General features: G+C 59.2%; 16 protein-coding genes and 1 riboswitch. Of the genes, 9 read left to right on the forward strand and 7 right to left on the reverse strand.

Annotated elements, in window-relative coordinates:
- Positions 1–79 precede the first annotated feature (79 nt).
- From QZR17_RS04595 to QZR17_RS04610, 4 genes are all read right to left on the reverse strand, one after another.
- The gene (locus QZR17_RS04595; RefSeq protein WP_296158796.1) at positions 80–508 is read right to left on the reverse strand and encodes a transcriptional repressor; all 429 of its coding nucleotides are present in this window, start codon (positions 506–508) and stop codon (positions 80–82) included.
- 1 nt (position 509) lies between these two features.
- Complete coding sequence (locus QZR17_RS04600) at positions 510–2,219, reverse strand: alpha-amylase family glycosyl hydrolase (protein WP_297128222.1); 1,710 nt, start codon at positions 2,217–2,219, stop codon at positions 510–512.
- A 323-nt stretch (positions 2,220–2,542) separates the two neighbouring features.
- A complete protein-coding gene (locus QZR17_RS04605) occupies positions 2,543–3,754 on the reverse strand; it encodes an OmpA family protein (protein WP_297128226.1) in 1,212 nt (403 codons plus the stop codon).
- A gap of 205 nt (positions 3,755–3,959) precedes the next feature.
- Positions 3,960–4,484 carry a hypothetical protein gene (locus QZR17_RS04610; RefSeq protein WP_297128230.1) on the reverse strand — a complete coding sequence of 175 codons (525 nt, stop codon included), beginning with the start codon at positions 4,482–4,484 and terminating at the stop codon, positions 3,960–3,962.
- Positions 4,485–4,643: 159 nt separating this feature from the next.
- Here QZR17_RS04610 and miaB point away from each other — a divergent pair, with 159 nt between their 5' ends.
- Positions 4,644–5,978 (forward strand): tRNA (N6-isopentenyl adenosine(37)-C2)-methylthiotransferase MiaB, encoded by a 1,335-nt coding sequence (gene miaB / locus QZR17_RS04615; RefSeq protein WP_297128233.1) that lies wholly within the window; start codon positions 4,644–4,646, stop codon positions 5,976–5,978.
- 91 nt (positions 5,979–6,069) lie between these two features.
- Here miaB and QZR17_RS04620 read toward each other — a convergent pair whose 3' ends face one another.
- On the reverse strand, positions 6,070–8,004 hold the full coding sequence (locus QZR17_RS04620) for a THUMP domain-containing protein (RefSeq protein ID WP_297128235.1): 1,935 nt from the start codon (positions 8,002–8,004) through the stop codon (positions 6,070–6,072).
- Between the two features lie 287 nt (positions 8,005–8,291).
- On the opposite strand from QZR17_RS04620, the gene sppA reads away from it, so the two are divergent.
- The 5 genes from sppA to dnaJ all read left to right on the forward strand — a co-directional run bounded on the left by sppA (position 8,292) and on the right by dnaJ (position 13,574).
- A complete protein-coding gene (gene sppA, locus QZR17_RS04625; protein ID WP_297128239.1) occupies positions 8,292–10,148 on the forward strand; it encodes a signal peptide peptidase SppA in 1,857 nt (618 codons plus the stop codon).
- Between the two features lie 24 nt (positions 10,149–10,172).
- Positions 10,173–11,249: a tetraacyldisaccharide 4'-kinase gene (lpxK, locus tag QZR17_RS04630; RefSeq protein WP_297128242.1), complete on the forward strand. Its 1,077-nt coding sequence runs from the start codon at positions 10,173–10,175 to the stop codon at positions 11,247–11,249.
- A gap of 22 nt (positions 11,250–11,271) precedes the next feature.
- Positions 11,272–11,712, forward strand: coding sequence for a dUTP diphosphatase (gene dut / locus QZR17_RS04635; protein WP_297128245.1), 441 nt, complete (start codon positions 11,272–11,274; stop codon positions 11,710–11,712).
- A gap of 108 nt (positions 11,713–11,820) precedes the next feature.
- Positions 11,821–12,405: a nucleotide exchange factor GrpE gene (locus QZR17_RS04640; protein WP_297128247.1), complete on the forward strand. Its 585-nt coding sequence runs from the start codon at positions 11,821–11,823 to the stop codon at positions 12,403–12,405.
- Between the two features lie 5 nt (positions 12,406–12,410).
- Positions 12,411–13,574 carry a molecular chaperone DnaJ gene (gene dnaJ, locus QZR17_RS04645; protein WP_296158740.1) on the forward strand — a complete coding sequence of 388 codons (1,164 nt, stop codon included), beginning with the start codon at positions 12,411–12,413 and terminating at the stop codon, positions 13,572–13,574.
- A gap of 718 nt (positions 13,575–14,292) precedes the next feature.
- Here dnaJ and QZR17_RS04650 read toward each other — a convergent pair.
- Both QZR17_RS04650 and QZR17_RS04655 read right to left on the reverse strand, forming a co-directional pair.
- Positions 14,293–15,555 (reverse strand): phosphoglycerate kinase, encoded by a 1,263-nt coding sequence (locus QZR17_RS04650; RefSeq protein WP_297128251.1) that lies wholly within the window; start codon positions 15,553–15,555, stop codon positions 14,293–14,295.
- Between the two features lie 173 nt (positions 15,556–15,728).
- A complete protein-coding gene (locus QZR17_RS04655) occupies positions 15,729–16,838 on the reverse strand; it encodes a TlpA disulfide reductase family protein (RefSeq protein ID WP_297128254.1) in 1,110 nt (369 codons plus the stop codon).
- A gap of 130 nt (positions 16,839–16,968) precedes the next feature.
- A riboswitch (TPP riboswitch) is annotated at positions 16,969–17,069 on the forward strand.
- A gap of 106 nt (positions 17,070–17,175) precedes the next feature.
- Between QZR17_RS04655 and QZR17_RS04660 the strand changes: the two genes are divergently transcribed.
- The 3 genes from QZR17_RS04660 to QZR17_RS04670 all read left to right on the forward strand — a co-directional run bounded on the left by QZR17_RS04660 (position 17,176) and on the right by QZR17_RS04670 (position 24,187).
- Positions 17,176–19,473 (forward strand): TonB-dependent receptor plug domain-containing protein, encoded by a 2,298-nt coding sequence (locus QZR17_RS04660; RefSeq protein ID WP_297128257.1) that lies wholly within the window; start codon positions 17,176–17,178, stop codon positions 19,471–19,473.
- 356 nt (positions 19,474–19,829) lie between these two features.
- On the forward strand, positions 19,830–23,504 hold the full coding sequence (gene purL / locus QZR17_RS04665; protein ID WP_297128260.1) for a phosphoribosylformylglycinamidine synthase: 3,675 nt from the start codon (positions 19,830–19,832) through the stop codon (positions 23,502–23,504).
- 29 nt (positions 23,505–23,533) lie between these two features.
- Positions 23,534–24,187 carry a DUF805 domain-containing protein gene (locus QZR17_RS04670; protein WP_297128263.1) on the forward strand — a complete coding sequence of 218 codons (654 nt, stop codon included), beginning with the start codon at positions 23,534–23,536 and terminating at the stop codon, positions 24,185–24,187.
- The last annotated feature ends 3 nt before the right edge of the window (positions 24,188–24,190 follow it).

The following is a 24,190-nucleotide window of genomic DNA, read 5'->3' on the forward strand; positions in this document are numbered from 1 at the left end:
TATTTACGTTCATTCCGATAAGGCGATTACCCTTTATCCAAAAGAGGACAAAGGGTAGACCGCTACGAAAACCGCCTAATCAGTCGCTCTCGTGCTGTCGGCGGCACCTCGGGCACTCGCCCTTGATGACAAAGGAGAGCGAGTGGGGCGTATAGCCCTCCGGTAGCTCCATCGCCGGCAGCGGGAGGTCCTCCATACAGAAGGACTGGCGACACGACTCGCAGTAGAAGTGGATGTGCTCGTCTTGCCGGTCGCATGGACCCTCGCTGCCACAGAGCTCGTAATTGAGCAAACCGCGACCGTCCTCAAAGGCGTGGACAATGTCTTGCTCCAAGAAGAGCGTCAGCACGCGGAAGATGCTGGACTTATCCATCGGACTGAGTGTCAGCTCCAGATCCGTCAGCGTCACCGGGTGCTCCTCGCCACGCAGTGCCTTCAGCACAAGTATGCGATTGGCGGTGGGCTTGACCCCTTTTTGTTCAAAGTAGCTCTCGATGTCTTGATCCATATCACTCGGGAAAGTAGGGACTAAGCGGGCTAAAGAGGAGGACGCTGTAGTCGTGTGGGCGTACCTTGATGCGGTATGGTCGGTCGCTCTCTAAGGTCACCACCACCTCCTCTCCCGTGCCGAGATCCAGCTGGCGACAGCTCTTCCCTTGGGGACAGCGAAGGGTCTCAAAGGCATGCTCCGGGATCGGCAGGGCGAGGTCGGCGGAGTGGTCAGCGAAGTTCGCCACGACGAGTGCGAGCCTGCCCGGTCTGTAGCGGAGGAAGGCGTATTGCTTACAGGGGTCCAGCCTGTCACTCACGGCGTACATAAGGTCAAAGAACAGCCCGTGGTAAAAGACCGGATAGCGTGCCACCTCCAATAGGCGACGATACCGCTCTCGGAGCTCCTGCTGCTCCTCCGACAGCAGGACTGGGTGGTGTAGTGCCCGCATCGACTCCATCGACCAGTAGTCGTAGATCGTGGTCCGACCATTTCGTCCTGAGAAGCCCTCCTCATCCATACCATGCTCCCCGAGCATCTGCCCGAAGTAGATCATCATCGGTCCGCCGTCGATCAGGGCGGAGACCGCTACGGCAGGGATCCCCTTGGCTCCCGTGCCGACGATGAAGTCGCTGGCGAGCCGCTGCTCATCGTGATTTTCCATAAAGTGGAGCATCAGCCCCGACAGCCCCTCCTGCGACTGCCAGACGGAAGTGATGTCGGAGGCAGCGCGCTCTCCCTTGAGGATCCCCACGAGGGTGTCGTAGAGACCGACCTTGTCGTAGAGGTAGTCCAACCCCGCATCCAGATACTCCCGGTAGCGCCACGGCTGGTAGATCTCGCCGATAAAGAGCAACTGCGGGAAGTCGGGACGGAGCTTTCTAATGACCCAGCGCCAGAAGGGGACCGGCACCATCTCCGCCATATCGCAGCGGAAGCCATCGACACCGAGCACAGACCAGTAGTAGAGGATGTGGTACATCTTGGTCCAAGTGTCAGGGACCGGCTCCTCGAAGTGTGTCTCACCGGTGTCGGGGTCGACGCCATAATTGAGCTTCACCGTATCGTACCAGTCGTCCCGAGTAGGCTGAGCGTGGAAGACATCGTTGCCCGTCGCCCGTGCGGGATACTCCGAGTAGGCGGTTGGCTCAGGTCCGTAGTCTGAGCCGATCACCAGCATCTGATCGGTGAGGTAGTAGAAGTTGTTGTCCCGGCGGAATCGCATACCCCGATCGTCCTGCTCCCCGAAGTCCTCCTCCAGTGGTGGTCTGCAGTCCGAGTGGTACTGCCGAGCGACATGATTGGGGACAAAGTCGATGATCACACCCAGTCCGGCAGCGTGCGTCCGATCCACCAGCCGGCGAAACTCGTCCCGCCTCGCAGCCGGGTCATCGGCCAAGTCGGGATCCACATCGTAGTAGTCCTTGATCGCATAGGGAGAACCGGCACGCCCCTTCACCACATCGGGGTGATCGTGCGTGATCCCCGGGTAAGGGGTGGTGGTGGCATGCTCGAGGATACCGGTGTACCAGATATGAGTAAAGCCCAGACCTCTGAGGTCCGCGAGTCGTTCGTGGGTGAAGTGACTCAGCTTACCGCAACCGTTCTCCTCTATTGAACCACCGGGGCGATTTTTCCCGCTCACGTTGCCGTATAGACGGGGTAGCACCTGATAGATCAGCAGCTTGCCATTATCTCCATTCATGACGATGTTATCTTTGCGTACCACATATTATAGACTAACGCTTTATCACAATAGCCCAATACAGTGTCAAATGTAGCTATTTTCTCAATGATCCAAGGCAGTGACAGTGTCGTCTTGGCTGAGATATGGGCACTTAACTTCTCTGAAAGCTTTAGTGACGCAAATATACCACCTCCACATAAGGGGATTGTCTCCTATGGTCTCTCCGGGTCTCTTTCTATCTATTAAGGACTAAAAATGTAGACTACGGGGACACTTTTTTTGAGTCCCCAAATAAGAAGAGAGATCCCACAGGCAATCCTGTGAGACCTCTCGGTAGATTAGTGAGTGTTCCCTAAGGGATCAGATCACTTGCTCTTCATGATGACTACGCGGTTCCAGGCGTTGATGTCATAGGGCTGAACGTCAGAGCCCTTGTAGTCGATCGTGATCAGCTCAGAAGGTACACCATACTCGTTGATGAGCTTGTCAGCAACGTTGCGGGCACGCTTCTCAGAGAGCTGCATATTGTAGTCAGAGGTACCGGTCTGTACGTCAGCGTAGCCGGTGACGGTGATCGGGGTGTTGTTAGCCTTGACGTACTCAGCGGTGTTGTAGAGGTTGATCTCCTGGTTCTTGTCGATCTTAGAGCTGTCGATACGGAAGTAAACGACATTCTCATAGCTCTGAGCTACAGCAGCGGACTGTACCTCAGGGCACTCAGGGCAGCGTACGGGACGCTTGCTGAGCTCAGCATTCTGGCTGCGGAGGTCGTTGAGCTGGCTCTGGAGGCCATTGACGAGATCCCAGTCCATAGGCTGTACACCATTGAACTCTACGTCACCTACGTTGAAGGTAAGACCACCGCGAACGCCAGTGATGATGTCACCCTTGTCGTAGCCAGGTACGAAGGTAGCCTGGGGAGCGATGGTCAGAGCCACACGCGGGGTGAAGTTGATGTTGAAGTCAATACCGAGGTTGGCAGAGATAGCGTGATCGATCTCACCGAAGAACTGATCCTTAGCACCATTCACCTTAGTGTCGGTGAAGATAGCCTTGAAGTTCTCATCAGATGCCTTCTGATCCACACCCATAATGTTGGAGCCAAAGTAACCCAGACCGAGGTAGGGCACTACGTGGAAGACACGATTGGCATCGTAGGGAGCAAAGTAATTGGTGATGTCGAAGAGGAAATCAAAGTGGGGATTGATGGCGCGAAGCTCGATAGGCTTAGCGGCACCAAAGGCCTTGATGTTGTTGTAGTCGATAGCCAGACGGGTACCGAAGTAGGGGTTGTGCCACTGACCTACAGCAATGCCGGCACTCCAGCTAAACTTGTCACCAAAGGCTGCGTCTCTCTGGGCCTTTACGACAGCACCATCCTTCCAGTGAGTGTAGAAGGGGACGTTGATGCCACCGAGAGCCTGGATGAACCAGTGGCTGCTGGTGGGCTCAAAAGCCACCTTGTTGGCGGGGGTCTCAGCGAGGTACTCCTCGTTGGACTTAACCTCCTGTGCGTTTACTGACATGCCGATGAGGCCTGCAGCAACTGCGGAGAGAGTAAGAAGAGTCTTTCTCATAATTTCCTAAGTTCGTTAGTGTATATTAATAATGTATGTTATCTGTTTTGGTTAGGCCTTCTCGCACCGCTCAGTCAAGAGCCGGCTTGAGGACTACCTGCCATTTCGATACAAAGGTAGTAAATAAAATCTTATTTCATCAAAATCGCTGTCCTATCGCTCAAATGAGAGACCAAATCAGGCTTTTGCACTCCTCCTACGAGACTTAAGCCCCTCTCCGTCTCAGGATCTCTGCTCTCAGGATCGCATCGCGGAGGGTCTGGCTCCTATCCTCAGTGTCGAAGAGTTCGCTCCCGAGACACTCCTCTGGCTCGTTAGCCACTGAGTGGGAGAGGTGCTCCATCTCATCCTGACGTCGCTGTAGGATATACTCGCTCGGCCTGAGCGTGCTGTGGTAGTCCCTCATCCGCATCGTCGTGTCGGTGGAGGCCGGGGTCATAGCAGGTCCTCTCATCTCGTCCACGACCTGAGGCACCGGGGGCATCTGCTTTGTCCGCTTCCTCCGATGAGGCTTCTCGGGCTCTACCGCTGGCTTTAGGAGTTCGCTCAGCGCCCGCCGGAGATCACCCGGCTCCACCTCCTTGCCCTTCTCGGCCTCGCCCCTGATCTTACCACGAGTCGGCTTTCCCGTCCTCGTCCGATCGCGCTTCGGAGAGGAGAGGAGCCTACCTGCTTCGGAGAAGAGCCTACCTACTACGATGAGAGCGATGATGATCAGTAGCTTGTGCATTGTCTCAGGTGCTTCTAAGTCAGTGATTGTGATCCAAATTTAAGCAAATAAGCGACACCATCCACCTTTCCTCCCTATGCGTCTGATGCCGAAAGGGCGGAATGGTTTAAGCCCCCACCCTTTTTCGTACCTTTGCGGTCGCTAAAGAGACGCCATAAGATGCAGACAACGAAATACCTATACTTAGAGACCTACGGTTGCCAGATGAATGTCGCTGACTCCGAGGTGATACGCGCTGTAATGCAGACCATAGGGTACGAGATGACTGAGGAGATCGACCAAGCCGATGCGATCTTCCTCAATACCTGCTCTGTGCGAGAGAATGCGGAGCAGAAGATCTATACCCGCCTCTCCCAGCTGAGAGCTCTGCGGGAGAGGCTCGCCCGCCCTATCGTCATCGGTGTGCTGGGCTGTATGGCGGAGAATGTGAGGGAAGCACTCATCACCAAGCACCACGCCGACCTGGTCGCCGGGCCCGACTCCTACCAAGACCTACCCAATCTCGTCAGCGCCGCCGAGGCGGGTGAGCCGGCAGTCAATGTCACCCTCTCCCGATCCGAGACCTACGCCGACATCGTGCCGGTAAAGCTCCCCGGGGTCCACATCTCAGGATACCTATCTATAATGAGAGGGTGCGACCAATTCTGCACCTACTGCATCGTCCCCTACACTCGGGGGCGGGAGCGGAGCCGGGAGGTGGAGAGCATCCTCACCGAGCTCGACATGATGCGGGAGATGGGCTATCGGGAGGTGGTGCTCCTCGGACAGACGGTTGACGCATACTCCTACACGGACGAGGCAGGAGAGACGACCGACTTCCCACGTCTCCTCAGTATGGTAGCCGATCGGGCTCCTGAGATGCGGATCCGCTTCACGTCACCCAATCCCATGGACATGACCGATGAGACCCTCCACGCCATGGCAGCGCATCCCAATATCTGTCGCCACATCCACCTGCCCCTCCAGAGTGGATCCGATGCCGTACTCAAGCGGATGCGTCGCGGGTATGACGTCGCTCAGTACAAGAGGCGAGTCGAGGCGATCCACCGGATCCTCCCCGACTGCGCCATCACCACCGACATGATCACCGGATTCTGTGGCGAGACGGAGGAGGACTTCTGCGAGACCCTCGAGCTGATGGAGTGGGTCCCCTTCGACAGCGCCTACATGTTCTACTACTCGGAGCGCCCCGGCACCTACGCTGCCAAGTACCTCGCCGACGATGTGCCCGAGGAGGTCAAGATCGACCGGCTCAGCCGTATGATCGACCTGCAGCGCCGACTCTCTGAGGAGTCGAATAGGCGACAGATCGGACTGGATGTGGAGGTCCTCGTGGAGGGCTTCTCCAAGCGATCCAGAGCCCAGCTCTCCGGCCGCACCTCGCAGGACAAGGTGGTGGTCTTTGACAAAAAGGAGGGCATACACTTCGGTGACACGGTCCGCTGCCACATCGACGACGTCACCAGCGCCACCCTACTCGGACACCTCGTCTGACCGGCTGGCATACCATATAATATAAGGAGATCTGATCCACGATGTGATCAGATCTCCTTTTTTTATGGATAAAAGAGGCTTGCCTCCTATCTTACTCCTCCGAGTCCTTCTCTCGGCGACGGGGGCGGAAAGAGCGGGGTCGCTCCTCACGGTCATCATAGCGTCGAGGCCGACGCTCCTGGCGATCATCATCGCCTAATTTCGCGCGGAAGGCAGGCTGGCTGTCGTCTCTGCGGTCAGAGCGACGAGGGCGGAAGCCCTCCCCACCGGAGCGGCGCTCGAAGCGACGCGGACGATCCTCCGACTGCTCGCCATCCCGATCCCTATACGGGTGGCGCTCGAAGCGACGCGGACGATCCTCCGACTGCTCGCCATCCCGATCCCTATACGGGTGGCGCTCGAAGCGACGCGGACGATCCTCCGACTGCTCGCCATCCCGATCCCTATACGGACGGCGCTCGAAGCGACGCGGACGATCCTCCGACTGCTCGCCATCCCGACCCCTATACGGGCGACGCTCGAAGCGACGCGGACGATCCTCTGACTGCTCACCATCCCGACTCCTATACGGGCGACGCTCGAAGCGACGCGGACGATCCTCTGACTGCTCACCATCCCGACTCCTATACGGGCGACGCTCGAAGCGACGCAGACGATCCTCTGACTGCTCGCCATCACCAGCGGGACGCTTCCCATAGGGCTTGCCACTCCGGTGCGGACGACGCTCCCGGTCGCTGTCGAAGGTCTGATCATCCTTACGGTAACCAGTCATCGATCGACGGAAGTTCTCCTGCTCTCTATAGAATGAACCACGCTCCTCGAGAGGCTCCAGCTCTCCCGCATCCGACAGCTCCTGCAGATGCTCGTCACGCTTCCCGGCAAAGAGCTCGTAGCCACGCAGCTCACACGGGATGGAGCCATTGTACAGCTCCTGCCTTACGGACTGCTTCAGCCCCACGGCATCAAATCCCTCCTGGCCCGAGGAGATGATCCACGCCTTCCAGCCCGAGAAGGCGTGCTTAAGCGTCGAGCCGATGGAGCCATACAGCCCCTCGACCGACTCAGGGCGCATACGCTCCCCATAAGGCGGATTCATCACGATGAGCCCGGTGTCGGCAGGTCGGTTGTCGAGCGTATAGGCATCGACAGGGCAGACATTGAGGTCAATGTACTTCTGCACGCCTGCACGCTGGATATTCGTTCGGGCGATGGCGATCGCCTTAGGATTGATGTCCGAGCCATAGATCTTATGCTTCGGCTCCACCTCATCCCAGTCCTCAAGGACCTCATCGAGTAGCGACCGGTCAAAGTCGAGCCACCGCTCAAAGGCAAAGTGATCCCTGAAGATACCCGGTGGCACATGCGCTGCCATCAGGGCCGCCTCAGTCAGGAACGTCCCCGAGCCACACATCGGGTCCAGCAGGACGCAGCTGTCATCCCATCCGGCACGCATCAGGATCCCCGCTGCCAGCACCTCGCTGATCGGTGCAGGTCCCTGCGCCACCCGGTAGCCCCGCTTATGGAGCGACTCCCCAGAGGCGTCGAGCGCCAGCGTCACCACCGTGTCAGCGACATGGACGTGGAAGCGCACGTCCGGATCCGTCACCGCGACATTGGGGCGACGATCGGCGTGCTCCCGGAAGAAGTCCGACACCGCATCCTTGGCGCGGTAGGCGACAAACTTGCTGTGTGTGAAGACATCCGAGTAGACCACCGTGTCGAAGGCAAAAGAGCTATTGGGCTCCAGGAAGTCCCCCCAGTTCACATCATTATGCAGATGCTCGTAGAGCTCGTCCGCATTAGTAGCCTCAAATTGATCAATCGGGACCAGCACCCTCAGAGCGGTGCGCAGATGGACATTGGCTTTGTAGAGAAGGCGCTTATCGCCCCTAAAAGCAACCATACGACGCCCCGGCTTAACATCAGACGCGCCCAGGGCTTCCAGCTCTTTACAGAGGATATCCTCCAGGCCCGCCATCGTCTTGGCGAGCATATCGAAGGTGCCCTCGGTATGACTTACACTCATCAAATAAGTATTCTTTGTTTATTATCCGGCAAAGGTACGAAGAATAAGACCGCTACAAAATGCCCCACAGCATAGCCCCTGCTGGGCATACACACCGGGACCACCAGAGGACACCACTAGTCTAATGCCGGTAATAGATGCAGCTCTTACCGCTCTTAGACCGCTGTGTAAGAAAAGGACTTTCGGGTGCTAATTTCTATCATTTCATAAAGATTGGTAAGTTTGTGGGTGAGGGTGGAGGGAGTACCATCCGGGATATAAGTCAAAGACAACATACAACTTCGGTAATGAAAGATTTTCTCAAAATGGTGGGCGCATCCTGTCTAGGATTTGTGCTGGCCAATGTGGTAGTCATCATCCTCTCGATGCTGATCCTCGGGGCGATGATCGGTGGGATCACCGACCTGATCAAGAGCAATAAGGTCAAGACGGAGACGACCCTCTCCTCCGGCAGCGTCTTACTCCTCGACCCTGTGGGCGAGATAGCCGACACCTCCACGGACGATGCCTTCAGCTCGATCGTTGCTTTCGGTGGAGATGGCGACAAGAAGAGCTACACCCTCCCGGAGATCGTCCGCGCCATCGAGGAGGCACGGACGAGCTCTAAGGTGGACGCCATCGTGCTGAGGTTGGACCAGTGCTTCATGAGCTTCGACACCGCGCAGGCGATCCGTGACGCGCTGCTGCGCTTCAAGGAGGGAGGCAAGCCGATCTACGCGTACGGGAAGGCCTTTACCCTCGGCAATTACTACATCTCCTCCGTGGCAGATAAGATCTACGCTGGTCCGGAGGCGATGATGGCGCTGTCGGGACTGAGCTCGCAGATCCCCTTCTACACCGGTCTCCTGCAGAAGCTCGGGGTGAAGTTTCAGATCTTCAAGGTCGGTACCTTCAAGAGCGCCGTCGAGCCCTACATGCTCGACCATATGAGTGAGGCCAATAGGCTCCAGACGCAGACTTTCTTAGATGGTCTCTGGCAGGGGACGGTGAGCGAGATGGCCGAGGCACGCGGGATCGATGAGGCGGTCTTCCACCGCTATGCCGACGAGGGTCTTTTCATGAGCCGCATCGATACCGCCTTAGTGTACGGACTGGTCGACTCGCTCGTCTACGAGACCGACATTGAGCAGGTACTCGCCTCCAAGATCTACGAGGATGAGGATGCGGACGAGCTGGACGAGGTGCGCGCAGACCTGGTGCTCAATGCACGCAAGCCGGTCAAGTCGATCAATAAGATCGCTGTCGTCTACGCCGAGGGCAATATCGTGGATGGTCGCCCGTCCAATGACAACCCCTTCGCGACGCAATCCAAGCTGATCGATCAGCGCATCGCCGACAAGCTCCACGAGATCGCCGATGACGATGACATCGATGCGGTGGTGCTGCGCGTCAACTCAGGTGGTGGCTCCGCCGCACAGTCCGAGCTGATCTGCCGCGAGGTGATCCGGCTCAAGGAGCAGAAGCCGATCGTCGTCTCGATGGGTGGCATGGCCGCCTCGGGCGGGTACTACATCTCGTCCAATGCGAGCGAGATCATCGCCGGGCCCTACACGCTGACCGGCTCGATCGGCATCTTCGGGATGTTCCCCACCTTCAAGGGCACGGCCGATAAGCTGGCGCTCACCTTTGACACCGTGAAGACAAATAAGATGTCTGACTTCGGAGACGCCACTCGCGAGATGCGTCCGGAGGAGCAGGCGCTGATGCAGAAGTACGTGGAGGAGGGGTACGACCAATTCCTCACCCGCGTCTCTGAGGGGCGTGACATGACGAAAGAGCAGGTCGACTCGATTGGTCAGGGTCGTGTATGGCTCGGGCAGGATGCCCTCCGTCTCGGTCTCGTTGATAAGCTCGGCACCCTCGATACGGCTATTGAGGAGGCAGCCCGCCTCGCCGACCTCGACGACTACAAGGTGGTCGATATGGTGGAGAAGGAGGACTTCTGGGAGTCTCTCTTCGGCACCAGTCTGGAGACTCGCCTGCGGATGATGACAGCCAGCCGGGAGGACCGCCTGATGGAGTACGCCGCCCGGATGCTGGACAGCCAGGTAGGTGTCCGAGCTCAGGTGCCCTACGAGCTGCAGGAGGGTCTCTGGATCAGCAAGCCCCGGGAGAGCAGCCTGCTGCCGTCACTGCTGCGGTAAGGATAAGGAGAAGCATCGCTCATCGTGAGGATCGGAAGTCACAATATCCTACTCAAGGTCCCCGCCCTACTCTACGGGTGGGGCGTGGGAGTGCGCAACTTCCTCTACGATGAGGGTATGCTCAAGGGGTATAAGTCCTCTATCCCGGTCATATGCATCGGCAACGTCACTGTAGGGGGGACCGGCAAGACACCGCACGTCGAGCGGGTGATCCGGATGCTCCGCAACGAGTATCGGATCGCAGTGCTGACGCGGGGTTATGGTCGCTCCGGCAAGGGTCCTACGGTGGTCTCCGTAGACGATGATGCCTCCATGGTGGGGGATGAGCCGCTCCAGATCAAGCGGAAGTTCCCCGAGGTCATTGTCTATGTGGATGGGGATCGGAAGCGAGCCCTGCAGACCCTCGAGCAGATGCCGGAGGAGCTACGCCCCGAGGTAGTGGTGATGGACGACGGATTTCAGCACCGGGCGGTGATCCCCGCCTACAGCATCGTCCTCACAGCCTACGACCACCCATTCACGCGCGACAGCTTCATGCCCTACGGTACGCTTCGCGATGACCCCTCCTCTGCGGATCGGGCGGAGTCGATCATCGTCACCCACACCCCGGACGACTGCAAGCCGATCGACCTAAGGATGATGATGGGCGAGCTTCCGCTCAAGGACTACCAGGATGTCTACTTCAGCCGTCCCGTGTATGGTGCGGCGACCCCCCTCTTTGACACCGATCAGCCCGGCCCGGCCCCGACCCCGGAGTCACGCATCTCCGCAGTCGCCGGTATCGCCGACCCGGAGCACTTCTTCGACAAGGTACGGGAGCTCTTCCCGGAGACGGAGGAGCTGATCGTGTACGACGACCACCATCCGTATGACGAGGATGATCTGGAGGAGCTCAGGGAGCTGATCCAGGATCCGGACTGCTTCCTCATCACCACGGAGAAGGATGGGATGCGGCTCCTGAGCCACGCTGACCAGCTCACGCCCGAGGAGCGCAGCCGGATCCTCTACCTCCCGATCGAGGTGAGCCTCTCACCCAAGCAGGAGCGGCGCTTCCGGGAGCGACTGCAGCGGGCGATCAAGAATAATGGTCTCCACCTCTGACCCCACTCACCCTTTTTTACCCATGTCTACGACCATTCGGATAGTGAATAAGAGCGGACAACCGCTCCCCACCCACGCCACAGCCGGCTCAGCCGGGCTCGACCTCCGTGCCGCTCTCGAGGAGCCGATGACGCTGGAGCCACTCGACCGGGCGCTGATCCCGACCGGACTCTACTTCGCCATCCCGGCGGGGTACGAGGTGCAGATACGCCCCCGCAGTGGACTTGCGATGAAGCACGGCATCACGGTGCTCAATACCCCCGGCACCATCGACAGCGACTACCGCGGAGAGATCCGTGTGGCGCTGATCAACCTCTCCCGCGAGCCCTTCACGATCGAGCCGGGAGAGCGGATCTGCCAGATGGTCCTGGCGCGCTACGAGCAGGTGGAGTGGATCGAGACCGACCAGCTCGACGACACTGACAGGGGCGAGGGCGGCTTCGGTCATACCGGTCGTAACTGACAGCGTAGGAGATAGTCGGGCGGTCTGGTACCCTTTTTGCATACCAAAGGATGCCGACCGCCCCTCTTGTGTGCGGTCACGTAAGAGACAATAGTATTTTATCGAGATATGAAGGAGAATAAGAAGCATAAGAATGCCCCCCACCGGAAGGATCCGGAGGAGCAGGTAGAGGAGCAGGTAGAGCAGCAGGAGACCACCCCGACAGACGATGAGACCCCCACCCCGGAGCCCAAGGATGAGGAGGAGTCGAGGGTAGACGATCTGCTCGACAAGTACGCTGAGCTGCAGGACAGCTACCTGCGTCTGAGGGCGGAGTTTGACAACTACAAGAAGCGCACCCTCCGGGAGAAGTCCGACCTCATGAAGTATGGCGCCGAGCGGACCGTGGTGACGATGCTGGACGTGCTGGATGACTTTGACCGCGCCATCGAGAGCATGGACCAGGCGACGGATGTCGATGCTGTCAAGGAGGGCGTGCTGCTGGTGAGGGATAAGTTCATCAGCGCCCTCCGCTCCGAGGGCGTGCATGAGATGGAGGTACAGGGCGTCGACTTTGACCCCGAGCTGCATGAGGCTGTCGCCATGAGCGACGGCACGGAGGAGCAGAAGGGGAAGATCATCGACTGCGTCCTCAAGGGCTATGTGCTCAATGACAAGGTGATCCGCCATCCTAAAGTGGTGGTGGGCAAGTAAGAGATATGGCGACGAAGAGAGATTACTACGAGATACTGGGGCTCACCAAGGAGGCCTCAGCCGATGAAATCAAGAAGGCGTACCGCAAGACTGCCCTCAAGTACCACCCGGACCGCAATCCGGGCGACAAGAGTGCCGAGGAGAAGTTTAAGGAGGCTGCCGAGGCGTATAGTGTCCTGAGCGACCCGGAGAAGCGCCAGCGGTATGACCAGTTTGGCCACGCCGGTGTCGATGGTGCTGCCGGGGCGGGCGGCTTCAGTGGCGGAGGTATGTCTATGGAGGACATCTTCAGCCAGTTTGGCGATCTCTTTGGTGGCTTCGGCGGCTTCGGTGGCTTCGGTGGCTTCGGTGGAGGCGGCGGTGGCTACAGTCGTCAGATGCGCGGATCCGACCTGCGCATAAGGGTCCACCTGACCCTCGATGAGGTACTCAAGGGGACGACGAAGAAGCTTAAGATCAAGAAGCAGGTCCCCTGCGAGCACTGCCACGGCTCCGGAGCCGAGAGCCCGAGTGACGTCGTCACCTGCCCCACCTGCCACGGATCGGGCACCGTGATCCGCACTCAGGAGTCCTTCTTCGGTCAGATGCAGACCCAGAGCGTCTGCCCTACCTGCCACGGCACCGGCAAGGAGATCCGTAAGAAGTGCTCCCACTGTGCCGGCCAGGGGGTAAAGTCGGGCGAGGAGGTACAGGAGATCCACGTCCCCGCTGGCGTCGAGGACGGCATGCAGATGCGCGTCCGCGGTGGGGGCAATGCGGGCCCCAATGATGGTGTGAGCGGTGACCTGATCGTCGAGTTTGCCGTCCGCTCCGATGAGCGCTTCGTGCGCCACGGCAGCGACCTGCTCTACAGCCTCCTCCTGCCGATCGATGAGGCGATCCTCGGTGGCAAGGTGATCGTACCGACCCTCGAGGGGGATGTCAAGGTGACGATCAAGCCGGGGACCCAGCCCGGTGAGATCCTGCGACTGCGGAATAAGGGACTACCCTCCGTCGATGATGCCCGGAGAGGGGACGAGCTGATCTCGATCCAGGTCCACATCCCCTCTCGGCTCAGTGGCGATGACCGCAAGCTGGTGGAGCAGATGGCGACACGGTCGGCATTTCACCCCACGGAGGCGGACCGCAAGGCACACGCCTCCAAGCAGCGCAGCCGTATGGAGCTGTAAGGAAGCCCCATCGCCAAGCGTCAGATAATCAGCACCCGGACTAATACCGATATTAGACTCATCTAATATCGGTAAAAGAAATTTCCTTCTCGCCGTAAGACATCAGCGCATAGGGGGGACGCATTTGAGTTCATCGTGAAGAGTAAGGACCGATGCGCCCCTGCAGGTGACCGCTCGGGCAGATCCTCAGTGCGTATAGCAGTTTGGCAGAAGAGGCACCCCGGAGGGGTGCTTCGCGTCCCGCCCCGCCTACCGCCCGGCTGGGGGCACCCCGGTAGGGGTGCGTCCTTCATAGCCCGGTGGTCGGAGGGGCGAAGCCCCGACGACCCCGGGTAAGCAGAGCCCTCTTTAATCCATCGACCCCGCTAGGGGTCGGTCGTAATGGAGATCTCCTTGAGGGACCGACACCCTATCGGGGTCGTATATATTAAGGCGTCTCTCGGGTAACCCGGGGTCTTCGGCACTTCGTGCCTCGACCGCGGGCTAAGAAAAAGGCACCCCTCCGGGGTGCTTCACGTCCCGCCCAACCTATCGTCCAGCTGAGGCACCCCGGCATGGGTGCGTCCTTCTTAGCTGTAAAGCTCAGATGCGTCAGCCCTGATCAGCGCATAGAGGAGTCGCTCCCTTCGGGGTCTGTAAAGGCAGCAATGAAAGAACAAAGGCGGGCATCCTCTACACCGGAGGATGCCCGCCTTTTCTTTTTATCCTACCAGAGGACTTACTTCTCGATCGCGGCAATGCCGGGAAGCGTCTTGCCCTCAATCGCCTCGATGAGCGCACCACCACCGGTGGAGACGTAGCTCACCTCGTCAGCGAGGTGGTACTTATTGATCGCCGCTACGGAGTCGCCACCGCCGACGAGAGAGTAAGCACCACCCTTCGTCGCCTCGGCAACCGCCTTAGCGACCGCCTCGGTGCCCTTGCCAAACTTATCGAACTCGAAGACTCCCGCAGGACCATTCCACAGGATCGTCTTTGACTGGAGGATCACCTCACGGAAGAGCTCGATCGTCTTCGGACCGATGTCCAGCCCCTCGCGATCATCCGGGATCTCATTGCAGGGGACCACCTTGCTATCGGCATCGGGGGCAAAGTCGGTAGCTGCAACACAGTCGACGCCGAGTACGAGGCGGACACCATTCTTCTTTGCCGTCTCCTCAATCTCGCGCGCCACATCGAGCTTATCCTCCTCCAGGAGAGACTTGCCGACCTTACCGCCACGAGACTTCATGAAGGTGTAGGTCATACCACCAGTGAGGATCAGGTTATCCACCTTGCCGAGGAGATTCATGATCACGTCGATCTTTGTGGAGACCTTGGAGCCACCGAGGATGGCGGTGAAGGGGTGCTTGGCGTTATTCAGGATCTCATTGACCGCATTCACCTCCTTCTGCATCAGGTAGCCAAACATCTTGTGCTCCTTATCAAAGTAGTCTGCGATCAGTGCTGTGGAGGCGTGAGCGCGGTGGGCAGTGCCGAAAGCATCATTCACATACACCTCGGCGAGGTCTGCCAGCTCCTTGACAAATCCCTTCTGGCTCGCCTTGACAGCCTTCTTGGCAGCAGCGGTCTCCTCCTCGGAGGCGTCCTTGGGGAGGCCCATCGGCTTGCCCTGCTCCTCAGCGTGGAAGCGAAGGTTCTCCAGCAGTAGTGCCTCGCCATCCTTGAGGTCCATCGCCATTCGCTTCGTCTCCTCACCGACGCAATCGGGAGCGAGCTTCACGTCCACGCCGAGCAGCTCAGAGACGTGAGAGAGGATGTTCTTCATGGAGAGCTTGGGGTCGGCACCGGTCTTGGGACGGCCGAGGTGGGAGGCGATGATGAGACGACCTCCGTCGCCGAGGATCTTCTTGAGGGTCGGGAGAGCGGCACGGATGCGGGTGTCGTCCGTGATCTGGAGATTTTCGTCCAGAGGGACATTGAAGTCGACGCGCACGAAGACGCGCTTCCCGCCGAAGTTGTAGTCTTGGATCTTTGCCATTGCTATAGGGTTTTATTAGTGTATTGATCTCTTTCTTACCCCACAAATTTAATAAATTCTTGGCGAATCATCCGCCATCTTGCGGGGCTGACAGGGGGGTAAACCGAGCGATGGGTGTGCTGCCTCCGTGGAGACGGCACACCCATCGCTATCTGTGTGGGGAAAAGAAAGGGTCAGAGGCCAAGATCGGCGATCTTGGTGCTCATCTCGTTGGCGTCATTCGTCTTAAGCTCTATGGTCCCCTCAGGATTGATCAGGATCATGGTCGGGATAGCCTGGATGCCGTAGGCATCGGCAAAGGCGCTCGTGGAGTCAAAGACAGTGGTCCAGGTCATGCCGAGCTCCTTACGAGCCTGCGTATTTGCCTCAAAGGTCTCATTGATACCTCCTATGCTCACCACCTTGATCGTAGAGGGATGACCCTTCACGATCTCAGCGAGGTGCGGCATAGCGGCACGGCAGGGACCGCACCAGGAGGCCCAGACGTCGATGAGGAGATACTTGCCCTCCTCCCGCAGCTCGCTCACGCGGATCTCCTTACCGGTCTCGTCAGTCATCGTCACATCGACGTAGGGCTGCCCGGCACTCGTCTTCTGCTCCGCCAGCTGTAGCTGATAGAGCTTCTTCAAGTCCGAGTCCTCCTTCACCAGTTCACCTGCCGACTCGTAGAGCTCGACGAAGCCCTTAGCATCGGAGGTGGGATAGAGGGAGAGAGCCATCCGCCCCAGCTCGTTATCCTTATTTTGCTCAAAGCACTTACGGGCAATCTCTGCCACCCGTGTGGAGAAGCGATCCGAGACCTCGGCTCCCTTCTCGGAGATCTCCGGGGTCACCTTATTTCCGGCAGCCTTGTACGCCTCCTGGAGGGCGATGCTCTCGCGGGCGTAGTCTCCGTAAGCGCTATTGTACTCCTCGGTGAGGGTCGCCAGCTGGCGATTCATCGGTGTGGAGGTCTCGTCGTAGGTGTAGCTCTGGCTGACGCTGTCGGGGACGATCGTCGAGGTCCCCTTCTCGGAGAAGTAACCGATGGCGCGGTCCCCCAGCTGGAGGTCATACCGAGCGAGGGAGACGGTGTCGGGGAGGACAAGCTCAAAGGCTCCGGCAGAGACCTGGGCGGAGTCGATCCGCTCACCATCAGCGTTGATGAGCGTAGCGTACTGCCCCTCGAGGCTCTGGGGGAGGTTGCTTCCCCTGAGGCGGGGAGCGGTACTCTCCTTAGTGCAGGCGATAGTGCCGGCTGCCAGCAGCCCGGCAGAGAGGAGCAGGAGTAAGGACTTCTTCATATTGTGTTTCTTATTATATAGGTGAGTCATTGAGGTGCAAATCTACCACTTTCCTGAATTTACCTAGATCAGAAGAGGGACATTAGGAAAATATAACTACCTTTGCCCCCGCAACGAGAGAAGTCCCGTTGTCTTCGCCTAGGGGTGCCTGTCCGCAAGGGGCAGGCTGAGAGCAGACCCTCCGAACCTGTCCGGATCATTCCGACGTAGGAAAGTGCGTGATACCGACCGCCTCCGTGTAGGTAGTCCCCCATCATCAAGATCTGCTCGCCCACACCCTGTGGGCTTAGTGCCCGAGTGCGACACTTACTTTATCATCTTTATATAGAGCAGATACATGAAAAATCTTATCTCCAGACTTCTGTCTGTCGGAGCTCTCAGCGGAGCTCTCCTCCTCGGCGCCAGCGCCCAGGATGTCTCTCAGGAGTACGATCTGGATGCTGTGGAGGTCCTCGGCATCCGCCCCGGACAGCTCACCCCGGTCACCAAGCAGACGATCAAGCTCCCCGAGCTGAAGCTCCATACCACGGCGTGGGACGTGCCTACGCTCCTCCGCGGCACCCCCTCCCTCCTGATCACTCAGGATGCCGGCACGATGGGCGGCTACACCGGCTTCTCCATCCGTGGTGTCGACCCCTCGCGTGTCAATATCACCGTCAATGGCGTCCCGGTCAATGACTCCGAGAGCCAGGCGGTCTTCTGGGCCAATATGCCCGACTTCGGCAGCCGTCTCTCCGATATCGTCATCGTCCGCGGTGCCGGGTCGTCCACCTTCGGCGCCGGAGCCTTCGGTGCGACGATGGATATGCGCATCGCCATCCCCGAGGCCGAGGCCGGTGGTAGTGTCTCCACCTACTGGGGCTCCTACGGTATGCGCCGCGATATGGTGCACCTCACTACAGGAGCTCTGGCGGGCAATTGGCGCTTCGGTGGTTTCCTCTCCCGCACGTCCGGCAATGGATACCGGGATCGTAGCGGAAACAAGGGATTCTCCTACCTCCTCCAGGCCTACAAGGGGGGCGACAATTACTCCCTCCAGCTGATCCACAATCTCGGTGACCAGCATACTCAAGTCGCGTGGACAGGAGTCAATCAGTCCATGATAGACTCTTATGGTCGTCGCTACAATCCGGATGGGCTGATGAATAAGGGCGAGAAAGAACTCTCCAAGCAGCTCTTCTACTCCGACCAGACCGACAACTACCGCCAGAGCCACACCTATGCCATCCTCAAGCATCAGCCGACGGACAACTTCAGCTACGATGTGACCCTCCACTACACTCGTGGTAAGGGATTTACCCGAGAGTATAAGAATGAGCGCAAGCTCCGGGAGTACTTCGTCGTCCCGATGAGCAACAAGACAAAGGCTGACCTTGTGCGAGAGAAGTACCTCGACAACCATTTCGCCGGTGGGATCTTCAATGCTATGTGGACCGGTGAGAAGGGGCGTATCAACTTTGGTCTCTCCGGAAATCACTACTGGGGCGACCACTATGGCATCCTCCCCTGGGTCGACGGGATTGCGAAGGGGACGAAGACTGAGTTTGGTCCCTTCTACCCCAATTCAGAGTACTACCGCAACTCCTCCGCCGTCACCGGCATCGCTACCTACCTCAAGGGCGAGTGGAATATCACCGACCATCTCCTCGCCTATGGTGACGTGATGTACCGCTACTCCCGCACCACCATGCACGGACTCTCCGACAAGAAGTCCGATAAGACCGGCAAGATGGATGTCCTCAACTTTGATGGCGCCAACGCTCCGACCTACAACTTTGTCCTCCCTAAGGTTGGATTCAACTTCCACCCCTCACGCAACCACTCCTACTACATCTCCTACACGACTGCAGCCAAGGAGCCCAATCGCAAGATGTTCACCGAGAGTCGTGAGTACGATGACAAGGGAAATGAGATCCTCCCCCGCCCCGAGTACATGGGCGACCTCGAGATCGGCACCGAGCAGACGTGGGGACCGGTGAGCCTCTTCGTAAACGGCTACTTCATGCACTACAAGGATCAGATCGTCCCCAACGGCAAGCTCAGCGACGTGGGTGAGCTACTGATGGTCAATGTCCCCAAGAGCTACCGCTCAGGTGTGGAGATGGGCTTTGACTGGCAGATCATCAAGCAGCTGCGCCTCTCTGCCAATGCGACCCTCTCCCGCAATCGGATCCTTGACTACACCTACTCTGAGAGCGTTTATGACGCCTCTTGGGAGTGGGCACGCCTGAAGGACTACAAGATGGATGAGACACCCATTGCCAACAGCCCCTCCGTCATTGCCAACCACGCCCTCACCTGGATGCCTCTTGACAATCTCTACATCGACTTCTCCGGCACCTACGTTGGCGCGCGCTACGTGGACAACAGTGGGTATGAGGGACATCGCCTACCGGGCTACTACACCGGAAGCCTGATGGCTAAGTACGGGATCGACCTAAAGAGTCACCGCTCCCTCGACCTGAGCCTGCAGCTGCTCAACCTCTTCAGCAGCAGCTACTCCACCTATGGCTACATCTACGATGCCTACAGTCTGCTGGATGAGACCGGCAAGGAGGTAAGTCGCGATCAAGACCTGAGACAATTCCCCGCCGCACCGATCCACTTCGTAGCCGGCGCCACCTATACCTTCTGATAGGTCTATTTACTCCTAACTAAAGCGTGATGGGCTCCCCACTCTGATCTTCAGAGCGGGGAGCTTTTTTTTGCGCGGTCGCTCTCGGGTAAATCTAATACCGATATTAGTGATCACTAATATCGGTAAAAGAAATTCCCTACTCCCAGCGACCCGGTAGAGGGTGATGAGAGGAGGGCTTTCGGTGACTGTAAGGTCCTCGTGCCACATTCCAATGATTTTTCTTGGGGTGGGGCTGTGAAGTCAAAGAATTTGGTAGCTTTGTGATGGGCTTTGCCGGAGGATCGCTCACCCGCCATCAGGTGAGCGATTCCGAGGGTGAGGTACCCGCTTCCATACATAAGAGAGACTGAGATATGATATCTTTTTTCCGCAACTTCGGTACGGTCTATGCCGTACAGCACACCGCACCCCTGTCCGAGGAGGATCACAAGACCCTCGGCTGGCTCTTTGACGGAGCCACGGAGGTCAAGGCTCCACTTGCGGGCACCTTCATCGGTCCGCGGGCGGAGATGATCACCCCGTGGAGTACCAATGCGACCGAGATCGCCCACACTGTCGGCATCGACTCCGTCGAGCGGGTGGAGGCCTTCCTCGAGGCTGAGCCGGGCGTGCCCTACGATAGGATGCTGCTGCGGCAGTACGAGACGCTGGACGAGGGACTCTTCGACACCAAGATCGAGAAGGCTCCCCTCCTGCCGGTGGAGGATCTGCGGAAGTACAATAGCGAGGAGGGTCTCGCTCTCTCCGATGAGGAGATCGACTACCTCGAGGGGGTGGCACGGGAGCTGGGGCGTCCGCTCACGGATGCGGAGCTCTTCGGCTTCTCGCAGGTGAATAGCGAGCACTGCCGGCACAAGATCTTTGGCGGCACCTTCGTCATCGACGGGGAGGAGATGCCGGAGAGCCTCTTCGGGATGATCAAGAAGACGAGTAAGCTCAATCCCAATGGCATCGTCTCTGCTTATGCAGATAATGTCGCCTTTGTGGAGGGACCGGAGGCGGAGTTTTTTGCCCCGGAGCGGATGGACCGCCCCGACCTCTACCGCACCGAGGAGACCGAGACGGTGCTGGCGCTGAAGGCTGAGACGCACAATTTCCCCACCACCGTGGAGCCCTTCAATGGTGCAGCCACCGGCTCCGGCGGCGAGATCCGCGACCGGCTCGCCGGGGGTAAGGCGTGCCTACCCCTCGCCGGTGCTGCGGTCTACATGACGCCCTACACCCGGCTCGACAAGTCGCGTCGCTGGGAGAGCGCCATCACTGCCCGCCCCTGGCTCTACCAGACGCCTCAGGAGATCCTGACGAAGGCGAGCAACGGGGCATCGGACTTTGGAAATAAGTTTGGCCAGCCCTTGATCGTCGGTTCGCTCCTCACCTTTGAGCACCGGGAGGGCAGCGAAGTATGGGGGTACGACAAGGTGATCATGCTCGCCGGCGGTGTCGGTCTCGCACGGAAGCGCGATGCCGAGAAGGGCAAGGCCGAGGAGGGCGATGCCATCGTCGTGATGGGGGGAGACAACTACCGGATCGGTATGGGTGGTGGCGCTGTCTCGTCGGTAAATACCGGCAGCTACGCTGACGCCATTGAGCTCAATGCAATCCAGCGCTCCAATCCTGAGATGCAGAAGCGGGTCGCCAACGTCGTCCGAGCCATGGCGGAGGGGAAGCGGAATCCGATCATCTCCATCCATGACCACGGTGCCGGAGGGCATCTCAATTGCCTCTCCGAGCTGGTGGAGGAGACCGGTGGAGAGATCGACATCGACCGCCTGCCGATCGGTGACCCGACGCTCTCTGACAAGGAGATCCTGAGCAATGAGTCGCAGGAGCGTATGGGCATCCTGATCCATAAGGAGGACCTCGAGGACGTGCGCGCCATTGCCGAGCGGGAGCGTGCCCCCTTCTACCCCGTAGGGGAGGCCAAGGCGAGCGGGAAGCTGGTCTTTGACCACCAGGAGACAGGCGCACCGGCGGCGCTGGATCTGCGGCTGAGCCACCTCTTCGGCTCCGCCCCCAAGACGATTATGGAGGATGAGACAAGGGAGACCACCTTTGCCGACCCCGACAAGAGTCCGCTCGCCGGACGGAAGCTCGCTGATGTCATCGCCGACGTGCAGCGGCTCGAGAGCGTCGGCTCCAAGGACTGGCTGACGAATAAGGTGGACCGCTCCGTCACCGGCAAGGTGGCGCGCCAGCAGTGCTGCGGTCCGCTCCAGCTGCCCCTCTCTGACCTCGGTGCCGTGGCGCTCGACTATCGGGGGGAGGCGGGTATGGCGATGGCCCTCGGTCACGCACCGGTGGCAGCGATGATCTCCGCTGAGGCGGGCTCCCGTCTCGCCATCGCCGAGTCGCTGACCAATATCGTCGGGGCACCCCTACGGAAGGGGCTCGAGAGCGTATCGCTCTCCGCCAACTGGATGTGGCCCTGTCGCAACCCCGGTGAGGATGCCCGGCTCTACGCTGCCGTCAGGGCGGCATCCGACTTTGCCATAGCCCTCGGGATCAATATCCCGACCGGCAAGGACTCCCTCTCGATGACCCAGACCTACCCCGACGGGCAGCGGGTCACCGCTCCCGGTACACTGATCGTCACTGCGGGAGCCGAGGTCACCGACGTCCGCCGGATCCCCGACCCGGTGCTGAAGGATGCCCCGGGGAGCGCCGTGCTGTACGTCGACTTCTCCTTCTGCAATCGTCACCTCGGAGGCTCTGCTCTCTACCAGACGCTCGGCAAGGTGGGCTCCACTGCGCCCGACATCGTGGACCTGGACTACTTTGCTGACGCCTTCGGTGCGATCCAGGAGCTGGTCAATGAGGGGAAGATCCTAGCGATCCACGACCTGTCCGCCGGCGGTCTCGTCACCGCTCTCCTCGAGATGTGCTATGCGCGCACCGAGGGTGGGCTGCAGCTCTCAGCCGATCTCCTCAGTGAGGGACCGCTGGAGGAGGTGCTCTTTGCCGAGAATCCAGGCGTGCTGATCCAGGTGGCTGACCCGGAGGGCGTGATGAAGTCACTCGAGGAGGCGGGTGTCGCCTCTGTCATCGCCGCCCTCCCGATCAAGGAGCGGCTGATGCGCATCGGCAAGGAGGAGATAGACATCGATGAGATGCGCCGTGCCTGGCAGACGCCGTCGCGCCTTATGGAGCCTGAGCAGGCGTCCAAGGGGTGCGCTGAGTCGAGGGCAAGGGAGCAGCTCGCTCAGCCGCTGGACTACAGGCTACGTCCCGGGCAGAGACGCACGCTCGCTGACTACGGCAAGAGCCGGGATCGGAAGGAGCGGAGCGGCATCACCTGCGCCATCATCCGCGACAAGGGGACCAATGGCGAGCGAGAGATGGCCTACGCCCTTTGGCTGGCCGGCTTCGACGTGCGGGATGTCCACATGAGCGACCTGATGAGCGGTCGCGAGACACTGGAGGAGTGCCGTATGATCGTCTTCTGTGGAGGCTTCTCCCACAGCGATGTGCTGGGGGCGGCTACCGGCTTTGCCGCAGGCTTCCGGTACAACGACCGAGCCAGCGAGGCGCTGCGGAAGTTTTACGCCCGCCCCGACACCCTCTCACTCGGTATCTGCAACGGCTGTCAGCTGATGGGGAAGCTGGACCTCCTCTACGGCGAGGAGCGGAGCTTCCGTCTGCTGCACAATGAGAGCGGAAAATTTGAGTCCACCTTCCTCACCCTCGAGATCCCCGAGACGAATAGCGTGATGCTCGGCAGCCTTGCCGGCACGAAGCTCGGTTGCTGGGTGGCACACGGTGAGGGACGCTTTGACCTCTCAGCAGACCCCCACAGCTACTCGGTGGCTGTCCGCTACGGCTACGAGGCCTACCCGGGCAATCCCAATGGCTCACCCGACCGCATTGCGGCGCTTGTGAGCGACGACGGGCGTCATCTCGCGATGATGCCCCACCCTGAGCGTTCCGTCTTCCCCTGGCAGTGTGGGTACTACCCTGAGGCGGGGGACGAGGTGACGCCATGGTTTGAGGCTTTTGTCAATGCCTACGAGTGGTGTCGGGCACACTGCTGAGCAGGCTTATATTATAGACTTCATCTATCATGAGTAAAACGAATCATCAACAGGCGGAGAAGCCGCGATCACATCAGTACGTCGATGAGGAGTACTCCGCACCGGCGATACAGGAGGAGCCTCGGAGCCTCTGGGGCTGGTTTGTCCGCTGCATCACGACCCGCTATGCCGACCTGAGTGGTCGGGCGCGTCGCTTCGCCTTCTGGAGCTTTGTCACTTTCTACGCTGTCTTCGTACTGCTGGCGGTGCTGATCTGTTGCGTGGAGACCTACTTCTCGATCAAGGGGTATGGACCCTCCGAGGTGGAGCTGAGCAATCCCGGCTTCTACCTCGACATGGCACAGGGGACCTGGACCTTCTGGCTCATACCGCTGGTGCTGGCGATCTTCTTCATCCCCATGGTGACGGTGACGGTGCGACGCTTCCACGACGTGGGCATATCGACCGGGGTCTTCCTGATCCTCTTTGCGGTGCAGTTCTTCTTCCTCGTCATGGGGCTGATCGACAGCGACATCGCTGAGGGCGAGCTGGAGGCGACGCTCAACTTCATCTCCGAGCTGGTGGTCTGTGGCTTCCATCTCTTTGTTGTCGTGGTGGCGCTGATGCCGGGGAAGAATGGACCCAATAGGTACGGTCCTGACCCGAAGCGCCGCGGGGCACAGATGGACATCGAGATCGTCTGACCC

The sequence above is a fragment of the uncultured Porphyromonas sp. genome (genome assembly GCF_900541275.1).
Lineage (GTDB): Bacteria > Bacteroidota > Bacteroidia > Bacteroidales > Porphyromonadaceae > Porphyromonas_A.